This is a genomic window from Paracoccus sp. MA, assembly GCF_020990385.1.
In the GTDB taxonomy this organism is placed as follows: domain Bacteria; phylum Pseudomonadota; class Alphaproteobacteria; order Rhodobacterales; family Rhodobacteraceae; genus Paracoccus.
The window spans coordinates 748,495-762,401 of the sequence record NZ_CP087597.1; the positions used below are offsets into that span (position 1 = coordinate 748,495).

The 13,907-nt window shown below is 69.5% G+C and carries 9 protein-coding genes; 8 read left to right on the forward strand and 1 reads right to left on the reverse strand.

Annotated features, from left to right (window positions below):
• The first annotated feature begins 64 nt into the window (after positions 1 to 64).
• The 4 genes from LOS78_RS03715 to LOS78_RS03730 are packed head-to-tail and all read left to right on the forward strand — an operon-like array spanning position 65 to position 5,815.
• Positions 65 to 2,209 (forward strand): TonB-dependent siderophore receptor, encoded by a 2,145-nt coding sequence (locus LOS78_RS03715; protein ID WP_230375335.1) that lies wholly within the window; start codon positions 65 to 67, stop codon positions 2,207 to 2,209.
• Positions 2,203 to 3,084, forward strand: coding sequence for an ABC transporter substrate-binding protein (locus tag LOS78_RS03720; protein WP_028713921.1), 882 nt, complete (start codon positions 2,203 to 2,205; stop codon positions 3,082 to 3,084). Before LOS78_RS03715 ends, LOS78_RS03720 begins: the two co-directional genes overlap by 7 nt.
• On the forward strand, positions 3,081 to 5,051 hold the full coding sequence (fhuB, locus tag LOS78_RS03725) for a Fe(3+)-hydroxamate ABC transporter permease FhuB (RefSeq protein ID WP_230375336.1): 1,971 nt from the start codon (positions 3,081 to 3,083) through the stop codon (positions 5,049 to 5,051). Before LOS78_RS03720 ends, fhuB begins: the two co-directional genes overlap by 4 nt.
• On the forward strand, positions 5,048 to 5,815 hold the full coding sequence (locus tag LOS78_RS03730; protein WP_230375339.1) for an ABC transporter ATP-binding protein: 768 nt from the start codon (positions 5,048 to 5,050) through the stop codon (positions 5,813 to 5,815). The genes fhuB and LOS78_RS03730 overlap by 4 nt, the downstream gene beginning before the upstream one ends.
• Positions 5,816 to 5,939: 124 nt before the next feature.
• Here LOS78_RS03730 and LOS78_RS03735 read toward each other — a convergent pair whose 3' ends face one another.
• The gene (locus LOS78_RS03735; protein WP_230375341.1) at positions 5,940 to 7,148 is read right to left on the reverse strand and encodes an MFS transporter; all 1,209 of its coding nucleotides are present in this window, start codon (positions 7,146 to 7,148) and stop codon (positions 5,940 to 5,942) included.
• A gap of 279 nt (positions 7,149 to 7,427) precedes the next feature.
• Between LOS78_RS03735 and LOS78_RS03740 the strand changes: the two genes are divergently transcribed.
• The 4 genes from LOS78_RS03740 to LOS78_RS03755 all read left to right on the forward strand — a co-directional run bounded on the left by LOS78_RS03740 (position 7,428) and on the right by LOS78_RS03755 (position 13,826).
• The gene (locus LOS78_RS03740) at positions 7,428 to 7,994 is read left to right on the forward strand and encodes a TetR/AcrR family transcriptional regulator (RefSeq protein WP_230375342.1); all 567 of its coding nucleotides are present in this window, start codon (positions 7,428 to 7,430) and stop codon (positions 7,992 to 7,994) included.
• Positions 7,995 to 8,033: 39 nt separating this feature from the next.
• Positions 8,034 to 9,215, forward strand: coding sequence for an efflux RND transporter periplasmic adaptor subunit (locus LOS78_RS03745; protein ID WP_230375343.1), 1,182 nt, complete (start codon positions 8,034 to 8,036; stop codon positions 9,213 to 9,215).
• A 4-nt stretch (positions 9,216 to 9,219) separates the two neighbouring features.
• Positions 9,220 to 12,345, forward strand: a complete 3,126-nt coding sequence (locus tag LOS78_RS03750) for an efflux RND transporter permease subunit (protein WP_230375345.1) — start codon at positions 9,220 to 9,222, stop codon at positions 12,343 to 12,345.
• A 101-nt stretch (positions 12,346 to 12,446) separates the two neighbouring features.
• A complete protein-coding gene (locus tag LOS78_RS03755; protein WP_230375347.1) occupies positions 12,447 to 13,826 on the forward strand; it encodes an efflux transporter outer membrane subunit in 1,380 nt (459 codons plus the stop codon).
• The last annotated feature ends 81 nt before the right edge of the window (positions 13,827 to 13,907 follow it).

Consider the following 13,907-nt stretch of genomic DNA (forward strand, 5'->3'; position numbering starts at 1 on the left):
AAGACAGCGTCGGAAAATCGCAGTTAAAGACTCGGAAATTTTCCAGGATGGATCGATGATCAGGATGAACAGAGTCGCCCCGCTTTTCCTGAGCGCCAGCGTGATCGCCATGACGGCACCCTGTGCCTTGGCGCAGGAGGAGGAAAAGGAAACCCGCCGCGACACCTTCGTCGGCGCGATCGTTCTGGATGCCGTGACGATCGAAGGCTTCCAGAATCCGAACGCGCCGCTGGAGGGCAGGGTGGCGCGGTCCTCGGCCACCACCAAGACCGGCCGGCCGCTGCTGGAGACGCAATCCTCCGTCTCGGTCGTGCCGCGCGCGCAGATCGAAGAGCAGGGCGCGACCAACCTGTCCGAGGCGCTGAGCTATTCGGCCGGGATCGTCACCGAGAACTATGGCGGCGATCCGCGCTTCGACAGCCTGTTCCTGCGCGGCTTCAACCTCGAGAACGACAAGTTCCTGGACGGGCTGCGGCTGATGCGTTCGACCCAGTTCCCGACCAGCGCGCCCGCCTTCGAGCTTTACGGGCTGGAGCGGGTCGAGGTGCTGCGCGGACCGGCCTCGGTGCTTTACGGCGCGGGGACGCCCGCGGGGCTGGTCAACATGATCCAGAAGCGGGCGCAGGCGGACGGCGATTTCACCGAGCTGGGCTTCAGCGCCGACAGCAAGGGCTCGGCCTCGGTCTATGGCGATGCGAACCGGGTCGTGGACGACCGCTTCGCCTATCGCGTCACCGCCAAGGGCGGCAACAGCCGGACCGATGTCGAGGAAATCGACAGCAAGCGCGGCTATCTGGGCCTGTCGGCCAGCTATGCGCTGAGCGACGCGACCGAGCTGGAATTCATGGCCAGCTATCACGGCGATGCGCCGATCTCGCCCACGGGGGTGCCGAGCGGGCTGATCGGGCAGGTCGATGCCAAGGATCTGCGCGAGTTCTATTTCGGCGACAAGTCGGTCAATGACAGCGACCGCAAGATGGGCACGCTGAGCTTCGGCCTGACGCATGATTTCGGCAATGGCTGGCGGCTGAACAACACGCTGCGCTATACCGATTTCGACTGGGATTATGACAGCGTGTATATCAGCGGGCTGACCGGCACCTCGGTCGGGCGGGGCGTCATCACCCAGCGGGAAAACTTCCGCGCCATCGCCACCGACCTGCGGCTGGCGGGCAGCGCCGAGACCGGGGCGGTGACGCATGCGCTGACTTTCGGCATCGACGCGCAAAAGCTGCGCGAGCGCGCCTATACCGGCTTTTCCACCATCGCCCCGATCGACTATGCCGCGCCCTCCTATGGCGGCATCACCGTGCCCGCCCCGTGGTATACGGCGGACAAGTCGGTCGATGCGACGCAGGTCGGCCTTTATGCGCTGGACGAGATCGAATTCGGCAACTGGCGCGCGACGGCGGGGCTGCGATACGAATGGACCCGGCAAGAGGGTCAGAGCGTGACGAATTTCGGCACCACCGATTACGCCCGCGAAGACCGGCAGCTGACCGGCCATCTGGGCTTGGGCTATCTGTGGGACAACGGGGTTTCGGTCTATGCCGCCTATTCGACCTCGTATCTGCCGCAGCCGGGTTTCGACATCGACAACAACCCGCTGGAGCCCACCCACGGCAAGCAGTGGGAGCTTGGGGCCAAATACGAGCCCACCGCCTTCGACGGGCTGTTCACCGCCGCGCTCTATGACCTGCGCGAGACCGACCGCAATACGTCCGTCACCGAAGAGGTCGAAGGCGGCACCATCACCGGCGTCCGCCAGATCGGCGAGGCGCGCATCCGCGGGCTGGAACTGGAAGGCGTGGCCGAGTTCGGCCAGGGCTGGTCGGTCAAGGGCGCCTATACCTATGCCTCGACCGACATCTCGGGCGAGAACGACGGCAACGAGTTGGCCAACACGCCGCGCCACGCCGCAAGCCTCTGGCTGTCGCATGAATTCCAGTCCGGCCCGATGCAGGGGCTGCAACTGGGCGGCGGCCTGCGCTATATCGGCTCTCGCTGGGCCTCGGATGCGAATACCGAGCGGCTGGAGGCGGTGACGCTGGTGGATCTGGGCGCCAGCTACGAATGGGAGAACGGCGTGATCGGCCGGCTGAACGTGAACAACCTGACGGACGAGGCCTATATCTCGGCCGTGGGGCTGAATTCCAGCTATTACGGCGACGGGCGCACCGTGCAGGCCAGCCTGAGCCGTCGATGGTGACAGCCGCCTGCGGGTTCAGCCGACGCGCCTTTCTGGCCGCCGCCTGCGGGCTGGCCGGAGGGGCGTTGCCGGCTTTTGCGGCTGGCGGATTGCGGCTGGCGGCCGTGGACTGGGCGATGGCCGAGACCGCGATGGCGCTTGGCCACCCGCCCGCGGCGCTGGCCGAGCTGATCGGCTTTCGCGACGCCGCCGCGGCGCAGCCGCCGCAGAGCACCGTCGATCTCGGCCTGCGCGGGGCGCCCAATCTCGAGGCGCTGAGCCTCGTCGCGCCCGACCTGATCCTGTCCTCCAGCTATTACAGCGCGATCCAGCCGCGCCTGGAACGCATCGCGCCGGTCTTTACCCGCGCGCTTTATGTGGCCGGCGAGCCCGCCTTTCCCAAGGTGATGGCCGTGCTGGGGGAACTGGCGGAGCGGCTGGGCGATCCCGCCGCCGGGCCGCGCGCACAGGCCGCCGCGCAGGCCGAATTCGCCATGCTCGCGGGCCGCGCGGCGCCCTTTGCCGACCGTGCCTGCCTGATGTTCCAGCTGGGCGATTCCCGCCATATCCGCGTCTTCGGCACCGACAGCCTGTTCAGCGGCGCGCTCGAGGCCATCGGGCTGCGCAACGCCTGGGCGGCGCGCACCAGCTTCGCCTTCGCCGCCCCGGTGCCGCTGGAAAAGCTTGCCGAATACCCCGAGGCCCGGCTGGTCATCGTGGGCCGGATCCCGCCCCAGGCCGAACGCGGGCTGGGTTCGGCGGCCCTGTGGAACAGCCTGCCGCCGGTCAAGGCCGGGCGGGTCCACCGCCTGCCGGAACTGCGGCCCTTCGCCGGCATCCCCTCGGCGCTGCGCTTCGCGCATGAGCTTGTCGCCGCGCTGGAGGCCCGGGCGTGAATCGAGCCATCCTGGCCGCGGGGGGCGTCACGGCGCTGGCGCTGTGGAGCATTGCCGCGCTGTCGGCCCTGCCGCCGGCCGACTGGCCCGCCCTGCCTTGGCGGACCTCGGACATGACGGTCCAGCAGATCCTGCTGGCCTATGGGCTGATGCCGCGCGGGGTCCTGGCCTTGCTGGCGGGCGCGGCGCTGGGACTGGCCGGGGCGCTGATGCAGGCGGTGCTGCGCAATCCGCTGGCCGATCCGACGACGCTGGGCACGGCCTCGGGCGCGCAGCTGGCGATCGTGGCGGCGACGATCTTCGCGCCGGATTGGCTGGTGGCGGGCAACCTGCCCATCGCGCTGGCGGGGGCAGGGGCGGCCACCGTTCTGGTCATGGCGCTGGGGGCGCGGCGAGGGTTCGCGCCGGTCACCGTGACCATCGCCGGCATGCTGGTCGGGCTGCTGGCCTCGGCCGTGGCGACCGCGCTGACGCTGGCGCAGGGGCATTACCTGCTGTCGCTGGTGATGTGGAACGGCGGCTCCATGGCGCAGGTGGACTGGTCGGGCAGCCGGCACATGGCGCTGGCGCTGGTCCCGGCGCTGCTGCTGGCGGCGGGGCTGGCGCGGCCGCTGATGGTCATGTCTCTGGGCCCCGAGGGCGCGCATGGGCTTGGCCTGCGGCTGGCGCCCCTGCGCTTCGCGACCCTGCTGCTGGCGGTTGCCCTTTCGGCCCTGGTCTCGGCCGAGATCGGGCTGGTCGGCTTCGTCGGGCTTGCCGCACCGGCCATCGCCCGCAGCCTGGGCGCGCGGACGCTGCTTCAGCGCCTGATGCTGGCGCCGGTGGCGGGGGCGCTGGTGCTGTCGCTGGCCGACGGCCTGCTGCTGGCCGTGTCGGCCGCGGGCGGCCCGAGCCTGCCCACCGGCGCGCTGACCGGGCTGATCGGCGGGCCGCTGCTGATCTGGCTGCTGCCCCGGATGAAGGCGCAGGTGCCGCAGCGGGCCGAAGAGGGCGACCGCCGCAGCCACCGCGCCGCCCGTCCCGGGCGGCTGCTGGCGGGGCTGGCCGCCGCCTGCCTGATGCTGGCGGTGCTGACGCTGTTCGGCGGCCGCGGGCCGGAGGGCTGGGGCTTCATGCCCGCGGAACTGCGCGAGACCTTCCTGCCCCTGCGCGCCGCCGCGATCCTGGCGGCCGCCTCGGCGGGCGCGTTGCTGGCCGGGGCGGGGGCGATCCTGCAACGGCTGACCGCAAACCCCATGGCGGCGCCCGAGGTGCTGGGCGTGACCGGGGGCGCCTCGCTGGGCTATGCGATCACGGTCATGGCCTTCGGCGGCGCCGGTCCGATGATGCTGGCGCTGGGAACCTCGGCGGGGGGTGCCCTGGCGCTGGCGGGGCTGGCGGGCTATGCGATGCGCGCCGATCTGGCGCCCGCGCGCCTGCTGCTGGCGGGGCTGGCCATCGGCGCGCTGGCCTCGGCGGTGCTGGGCGCGATCATGGCTTCGGACGACCGCTCGGCCTGGGTGATCCTGGGCTGGCTGGCGGGCAGCGCCTCGCAGGTCTCGCCCCCGGGCGCCGCCGCCTTGGCCGGGCTGGCGCTGGCGCTGCTGGCCGCGCTGGTCGCTGCCGCCCGCTGGCTCGAGATCCTGCCGCTCGGCGGCGAGGTCGGCCGCGCGCTCGGCCTGCCGCTGGCGCAGGTGCGGCTGGGGCTGATCCTGCTGGCGGGGCTGGCCACCGGGGCGGCGACGATGCTGGTCGGCCCGGTCAGCTTCGTCGGCCTGATGGCGCCGCATCTGGCGCGCAGCATGGGCCTTGCCCGCGCCGCGCCCTTCTGCGCCGGAAGCTGGCTGCTGGGCGCGGTGCTGATGCTGCTCGCTGCCTTCGGGGCACGCACCGCCAGCTATCCCTATGACCTGCCGCTGGGGCTGTTCGCCACGCTGATCGGCGCGCCCTGGCTGTTCATCATGCTGATGAAAAGGACCTCCGCATGACGCTTTTCACCCTGTCGGGCGTCACCTATGACGTGCCGGGCCGCCGGCTGATCGAGGGGCTGGACCTGCAGATCCGCCCCGGCATGGTCACGGCCCTGATCGGGCGCAACGGTTCGGGAAAATCGACGCTGCTGAAGCTGATCTCGGGGCAGAACCGGCCCTCGGCCGGACGCATCGCCTATGCCGGCCGCGATCTGGCGGACTGGTCGCCGCGCGACCTGGCCCGCGACCTGGCCTATCTGCCGCAGGTCACGCCGCCGGCCGAAGGGATGCTGGTCGAGGAACTGGTGGCGCTTGGCCGCTTTCCTTGGCGCGGCGCGCTTGGCCGCTTCCGCGCGCAGGATCACGCCGCCGTCGATGCCGCCATCGCCCGCTGCCATGTCGGCCATCTGCGCGGCCGCCTGGTCGATACCCTGTCGGGCGGCGAACGCCAGCGCAGCTGGATCGCGATGATGCTGGCGCAGGGCGCGCGGACGCTGCTGCTGGACGAGCCGATCTCGGCGCTCGACGTCGCGCATCAGGTCGAGGTGCTGGACCTGGTGCATGGCATGTGCCGGGACGAGGGGTTGTCGGCCATCGTCGTGCTGCACGACCTGAACATGGCGGCGCGCTATTGCGACCATGTGGTCGCGCTTGGTTCCGGCAGGCTGCTGCTGGACGGCCCCATCGGCGCGCTGATGACGCCCGAGGCGCTGCTGGAGATCTATGGCCTGCCCATGCATGTCGCAACGCATGACGGCCATGCCTTCGCCTTGCCGCGCTAGGTCGCCGGTCCTTCCTGCGGATCCCCGCACCGCCCGGGGCTGCGATTCCGGCGCATGCCACCTCCAGCGAACCGCCTGGCGCCCGACGCAGGTCTCGCGGCTGGTGCAGGCCATGGAAGAGGGGCTAATGCCCCTCGTCGATCCGGGGCAGGAACCAGGCGAGCAGCCCGGCCAGCGGCAGGAAGGAGCATAGCCTATAGACCGCCTCGACGCCGTAGCTGTCGGCCAGACCGCCGAGGATCGCCGCCGCGATGCCGCCAAGGCCGAAGTTCAACCCATAGAACAGCCCGCCGATCAGCCCGATGCGGCCCGGCAGCAGCTCCATCGCATAGATCAGGATCGAGGCGAAGGCGCTGGCCATGATCAGGTTGATCGCCACCGTCAGCACCCCGGTCCAGAACAGGTCGGCATAGGGCAGCACCAGCGTCAGCGGCAACGGCCCCAGCACCGAGATCCAGATGATGCGATAGCGGCCGATGCGGTCGCCGACAATGCCGCCGATCAACGCCCCCGCTGCCGAAGCCAGCAGGAAGACGAACAGCATCATCTGCGCCGAGGGGATCGACAAGCCGAAGCGGTCCATCAGATAGAAGGTGTAGAATGAACGGAAGCTCTCGCCATAAGCGTTCTTGGAGAACATCAGCAGCGTCAGCACCACCAGCCCGATGCCGATGGTCAGGGGCGCGTGCGAGACGTGGCCGCGCCCGTCCTTGCGGGCAGCCGAGCGCATCGCCACGAATTCGGCGCTGATCTGCCGCTGGCGGCTGCCGATCCAGACCAGCAGCATCATGGCCATCAGCGCGGCGACGGCGAACCATGCCAGGCTGGGCTGGCCCCAGGGCACGATGATCAGCGCCGCGAAGACCGGTCCCAGCGCCCCGCCCGCCTGCCCGCCGACCTGGAAGATGCCCTGCGCCAGCCCCTGCCGGCCGCCCGCCGCATAGCGCGCCATCCGCGTCGCCTCGGGGTGGAAGATCGACGAGCCGATGCCGATCAGCGCCACCGAGACCAGGATGACGCCGTAGCTGTGGGCAAAGGCCAGGCTGACCAGGCCCGAGAGGGTGAACATCATGCCCGCCACCGGAGAGTAGGGCGCCGGGTCGCGGTCCGTCACCATGCCGATCACCGGCTGCAGCAGCGATCCGGCGATCTGGAAGGTCAGGGTGATCATGCCGATCTGAACGAAATCCAGCGCATAGGCCTCCTTGAGGATCGGATAGGCGGCGGGGATCAGCGACTGCATCATGTCGTTCAGCAGATGCGTCAGGCCCAGCATGACCAGCACGGTCACATGGGTTCTGGCGCGGGCGGCGGTCATGGTGGCGGTGGTCATGTCGGCAAGCTTTCCGTGCAGTGGCCGGGAGAATGTCCGGCGCCTCGGGCCATATCTGTGGCCCGAAAGCGCGGCATGGGCAAGGGCGGCCGAGTTCTGCAACGCCACGCCGCTGTCCCGCGCCATCCGCCGGGTCGAAGACGGGGAACTGGACCGTGGGCAGATTCGGGCAGCCGGCCAGTCGCGAAGATCCCTGCGGGGCAGGCCGCCGGCAGGCCGCTTGACAGGTCCGCCGCAGAATTATAAACGAACGGTCGTATTGAAATTCTGGAGCCGGCCATGGGACGCAAGCGCAGCATCGATCGCGACGAGCTGATGGCCGCCATCGAGCGGGTGGCGCGCCGTTCGGGCATTGCCGGGCTCAGCATCGATGCCGTCGCCAAGGAAGCGGGGATCAGCAAGTCCAGCGTGGTCTATGACTGCGACAGCAAGGCCGGGCTGCTCGCCGCCTTCATCCGTCACAAGATGGCCCAGCACCAGGCGCGTTTCGTCGATATCCGTGCCCGGCACGAGGGCCAGCCCAATGCCCGGCTGCGCGCGCTGATCGATGAGTGCCGGCGCGTGCCGACCGACGAAGAGCTGGACATGGCGATGCTGATCAGCACCAGCATGGGCGAACACGCGGAATGTCGCGAGATCATGCGCGAGATGCTGGCCGGCGATGCCGAGACGGTCGCGGCCCAGGCCGGCGACCGGCGGCGGATGCTGATGGCGCTTCTGACCCTGCACGGTATGGAATTCCTCGAATATTTCGGCTTTCACCGTTTCGACCAGGAAACCCGCAATGACATCCTCGACGAATTGATGGCGGTCGTGGAAAGCGACCCCGGCGCAGCCGGAGACTGATCCCTCCCCCATATTCAGCTTCCCAGGAAAGACCGATCCATGACGATGAGATTTTCCCCCGGCGTTTCCGCCGGGCTTGTGCTTTGCTGCCTGATGGCGGCCTCGCCGCTGGCCGCGCAGCAGCTTCCGCCGCCGCAGGTCAGCGTGCAGGAGATGACACCCGAGGCGCTGCCGGTGGTGAACGAATTGCCCGGCCGCGTGGCCGCGACCCGCGTCGCCGAGGTGCGGCCGCGCGTCGGCGGCATCGTGATCGAGCGCGTTTTCGAACAGGGCGGCAAGGTCGAAGCGGGCGACGTGCTGTATCGCATCGATCCCGCCCCCTATGACGTGCGCGTCGCCAGCGCCGAGGGTGCGCTGGCCCGGGCCGAGGCCACGGCGCTGAACGCCGCAGACCAGGAAAAGCGTGCCCGCGCCCTGCGCGAGCGCAAGGTGACGGCGGGGGTCGATCTGGACAATGCCGCCACCGCGCTGGCCCAGGCCCAGGCGGATGTGGCCATCGCCCGCGCCTCGCTGCAGGAGGCGCAGTTGAACCGCTCCTATACCGAGGTCACGGCGCCCATCGCCGGCGTGGTCGGCCGGGCGCTGGTGACCGAGGGCGCGCTGGTCAATGCCCAGACCGATATCATGGCGACCATCCAGCAGCTCGACCCGGTCTATGTGGACTTCACCCAGTCCTCGTCCGAACTGTTCGCGCTGCGCCGCGCGCTGGCGGCGGGGCAGCTGGCCATGACCTCGGCCGATGCGGCCGAGGTGCGGCTGATCTTCGACGACGGCAGCGAATATGCCCATCCCGGCAAGCTGCTGTTTTCGGAAGCCAGCGTGGACAGCTCGACCGGGCAGATCACCCTGCGCGCCGAGTTCCCGAACCCCGAGGGCGAGTTGCTGCCCGGGCTTTACGTGCGGGTGCGGATCGAGCAGGCGGTGCGCGACAACGCCCTGACCGTGCCGCAGATGGCGGTGCAGCGCGACCAGTCGGGCCAAGCCTATGTCTATGCGCTGAAGGACGACGAAACGGTCGAGCGCCGCGACGTGACCCTGGGCCAGACCACCGACAACCGCTGGCTGGTGGAAAGCGGGCTGAAGCCGGGCGACCGGGTCGTGGTCATGGGGGCGCAGAAGCTTTACCCCGACGCCAAGGTGGTGCCGCAGCCCGTGGACGCGGCCCAGCCGCCGGTGCCGGCCGGCGCCGCCGCGGCCGCCCCGGCCCCGGCGCAGGAGTAGGCCGATGGCACGGTTCTTCATTCACCGGCCGGTGCTGGCCTGGGTGATCTCGATCTTCATCGTCATCGCCGGGGTGATCGCGCTGCCGATGATGCCCATCGCGCAATATCCGCAGGTGGCCTGGCCGCAGATCACCATCTCGACCGCCTATACCGGCGCCGCGCCGGGCGAGATCAACCGCGCCGTCGCCCAGCCCATCGAGGACGAGCTGAATGGCGTCGAGGGCCTGGCCTATTACGAATCGGTCTCGGATTCCTCCGGGGCCATGTCGATCACCGCGACTTTCGAGCCGGGCACCGACATCGCCCGCGCCCAGGTCGACGTGCAGAATGCCGTGGCCCGCGTCGAGCCGCTTTTGCCGCAAAGCGTGGTCGATCAGGGCGTGCTGATCGAAGAGGCGGGCACCGGCTTCCTGATGATGGTGGCGCTGACCTCGGATGACGGGGCGATGGGTGACATCGCGCTCGGCGACTACCTGAACCGCAACGTGGTGGGCGAGATCCGCCGCATCGAGGGCGTGGGCCGGGCGCAGGTCTTTGCCCCGGAACGGGCGCTGCGCATCTGGGTCGATCCGGCCAAGATGACCGGGCTGAACCTCAGCTCGGCCGAGATCGTCGCGGCGGTGCGGGCGCAGAACGCGCAGGTCGCGGCCGGCAAGGTCGGGGCGGACCCGAACCCCATCGGCCAGCAGCTGACTGCGACCGTGCTGATCAAGGGGCAGCTGGACGATGTGGACGAATTCGGCAAGATCGTGCTGCGCGCCAATCCCGACGGCTCGACCGTGCTCTTGCGCGACGTGGCCCGGCTGGAGGTCGGTGCCGAGACCTATAGTTTCGCCTCGCGCATCGACGGCAAGCCGGCGGCGGCGCTGGGGATCCAGCTTTCGGCCACCGGCAACGCGCTGAACACCTCGGAAGCGGTGCATCAGAAGATGGAGGAGCTGTCGCGGTTCTTCCCCGACGGCGTCAGCTATACCATCCCCTATGACACCACCCCCTTCGTCGAGGCATCCATCGAGAAGGTGCTGCACACGCTGGTCGAGGCGATGGCGCTGGTCTTCGTGGTGATGTTCCTGTTCCTGCAGAATTTCCGCTATACCATCATCCCGACCATCGTCGTGCCCATCGCGCTGATGGGGACGGTGGCGGTCATGCTGACGGCGGGATTCTCGATCAACGTGCTGACCATGTTCGCCATGGTGCTAGCCATCGGCATCCTGGTCGATGACGCCATCGTGGTGATCGAGAACGTCGAGCGCATCATGGCGACCGAAGGGCTGCCGCCGCGCGAGGCGACGGAAAAGGCCATGGGCCAGATCTCGGGCGCCATCATCGGCATCACGCTGGTCCTGGCGGCGGTTTTCGTGCCGATGGCGTTCTTCCCCGGCTCGTCGGGCATCATCTATCGGCAATTCGCGCTGACCATGGTGGTGTCGATCCTGTTCTCGGCCTTCCTGGCGCTGACGCTGACCCCGGCGCTTTGCGCGACCTTCCTGAAGCCGATCAGCGGCCATCACGAAAGGAAGGGCTTCTTCGGCTGGTTCAACCGCAATTTCGACCGGCTGACCGAGCGTTACACCCGCGCGGTCGGGCTGGTCACGCGGCGGCGGCTGGTGATGATGGGGTTCTATCTGGTGCTGGTCGCGGCCACCGGCATGGGCTTCCTGCGCCTGCCGACCAGCTTCCTGCCGAACGAGGACCAGGGCTTCATCATCGCCGACATCCAGACCCCGGCCACGGCCAGTTCGAACCGCACCGACGAGGTGCTGGCCCAGGCCACGCAGATGTTCCAGCAGAACGAGGCCGTCGAGAACACGGTGGCGATCCGCGGCTTCAGCTTTTCGGGGCAGGGGCCCAATGCCGGGCTGATGTTCGTCACCTTCAAGGACTGGGCCGAGCGCGAGCAATCGGCGCAGGACATCGCCAACGCCGCGAACATGCAGATGTTCGGCTATCAGGACGCGCAGGCCTTCGCGCTGTCGCCGCCGCCGATCCCCGGCTTCGGCGCCACCGGCGGCTTCAGCTTCCGCCTGCAGGACCGCGGCGGGCAGGGGCAGGAGGCGCTGCTGGCCGCCGCCCAGCAGATCATCGCCAAGGCGCAGGAAAACGGCATCGCCACCGGGCTGCGTATCGAGGGGCTGCCCTCGGCCGCGCAGGTCTTCGTCACCATCGACCGCGAAAAGGCCAATGCCTTCGGCGTGACCTTCGCCGACATCTCGGCGACGATCTCGCAATACCTGGGCTCGGCCTATATCAACGACTTCCCCAATGCCGGGAAGATGCAGCGCGTGGTCATGCAGGCCGAGGACGACTCGCGCATGCAGGCCGAAGACATCCTGAAGCTGACCGTGCGCAACGCGGGTGGCGGCATGGTGCCCTTCTCCTCCTTCGCCAGCGTGACATGGGAGCAGGGGCCGTCGCAGGTCGTCAGCTATAACGGCTATCCGGCGGTCCGCATCGCCGGCGCGGCCGGGCCGGGCTACAGTTCCGGCGCCGCCATGGCCGAGATGGAGCGGCTGGCGGCCGAACTGCCGCAGGGCTTCGGCTATGAATGGACCGGGCAGTCGCTGGAGGAGATCCAGGCCGGGTCGCAGGCGACGCTGCTTTACGCGATGAGCATCCTGTTCGTCTTCCTGCTGCTGTCCGGGCTTTACGAAAGCTGGTCGATCCCGCTTTCCGTGATGCTGGTGGTGCCGCTGGGCGTCCTGGGCTGCGTCGTCGCGGTCATGCTGCGCGACATGCCCAACGACATCTATTTCAAGGTCGGGCTGATCGCCATCATCGGGCTTTCGGCCAAGAACGCCATCCTGATCGTGGAATTCGCCAAGGACCTGCGCGAACAGGGGCAAAGCCTGATCGAAGCGGCGGTGACGGCGGCGAAGCTGCGCTTTCGGCCGATCCTGATGACCTCGCTCGCGTTCACGCTGGGCGTGGTGCCCTTGGCCATCGCCACCGGCCCCTCGGCAGCGAGCCAGAACGCCATCGGAACCGGGGTGATCGGCGGCATGGTCGCGGCCACGGTGCTGGCGGTGTTCTTCGTGCCGGTGTTCTTCGTCTTCGTGCTGGGCGCGGTCAGCCGGCTGACCGGCGGCAGGACGGTGGCCGGGCCGCAGGCCGATACGGCGGGCTAGGCTCCGGCGCCGCCGCAGGCACGGGCGGGACCAAGCCCGCCCGTGCCGCCATTCCCCTTTCCGCGACCCCGTCCCGGGCCGCGTCAACCAGAGAGTTTCGGATGATCCAGACCATGCCTCTTTCCCGCCGCGGCCTGCTGGGCGGGCTGGCCTCGACCCTTGCGCTCGCCGCCTGCAACCCGGTCAGCTATACCGCGCCCCGGGCCGAGGTGGCCGGCGCTTTCGCCGCCAATTCCCCGGCCCGCCGCGCCGGCTCCAATGCCTGGTGGGCGGCCTTTCGCGACAGGCAGCTGGACGCGCTGATCGCCGCCGGGCTCAAGCGCAATCTGGACGTGCAGACCGCCGTCGCCACCATCCGCGAGGCGCAGGCCAATGCCCGCCTGGTCGGGGCCAGCGACCTGCCGCAGGTCGATGCGCAGAGCTCGGCCGGGCGCAACCGCAACGAGACGGGCATCGTCGAAAGCAGCTCGGCCACGCTGGGCGTGTCCTGGCTGGTCGATCTGTTCGGCCAGAACCGCGCGGCGCGGCAGGGCGCCTCGGCCCGGCTGGACGCGGCCTATCTTTCGGCCGAGGTGGCGCGGTTGACCGTGGCCAGCGCCATCGCCTCGGCCTATGTCGATGCGCGCTATTACCAGGAGGCGCTGGCCCTGACCCGGCAGAGTCTGGAAAGCCGCCGCCGCACGCTGGAGATGACCCGCACCCAGGACGCCTTCGGCAGCGTCTCGCGGCTGGAGGTGTTGCAGGCCGAGCAGTTGGTGGCGCAGGCCGAGGCGGCCCTGCCCGGGCTGGAGGTCGGCTTCGACCAGTCGGTGAACCGGCTGGCCACGCTGACCGCCGGGCGCAGCGCCGATATCGCCGCGCAGCTGCGCAAGGGCGGCGGCCAGCCGCGCGCCCGCTACAGCGCCAGCGTCGGCGTGCCGGCCGACGTGGTCCGGGTGCGCCCGGACGTGCGCATGGCCGAACGCAACCTCGCCGCCGCCGCCGCCGATGTGGGCGAGGCGCAGGCGGCCTTCTATCCCAAGCTCACGCTGTCCGGTTCGGTCACGCCGACGAATATCGCCGGCGGTGGCAGCAGCAAAAGCTGGGGCTTCGGACCGCAGATCTCGGTGCCGCTGTTCTCGGGCGGCGCTAACCAGGCGCAGCTTTCTGCCGCGCAGGCGCGGGCGGAACAGGCGCGGCTGGCTTGGCAGGCTTCGGTGCTGGGCGCGGTCGAGGAGGTCGAGAACGCGCTGGCCGGCTATAACCGCGACGCCCGCGCCGTCGCCGCGCAGGCGCGGCTGGTCGAGAATGCGCGCGAGACGGTCGGGCTGACCCGCAGCTCTTACGAGCTGGGCGAGGCGGATTTCTTCCCGGTTCTGGATGCCGAGCGCAGCCTGCTGTCGGCCCGGCAGGAACTGGCCGCCGCCGTGCGCCAGCAGGCGTTGAATTTCGTCGCGCTCAGCGCGGCTTCGGCGGGCGGGGTGGGTCTGCCGGTTTCCTGACGGCGCCGGCCGGTCTGGCCGGCTTACGGCCCGCTTGAAAACGCGGGGGCCCGGAACCGGCCGCCCGTCGCACGGTACGGC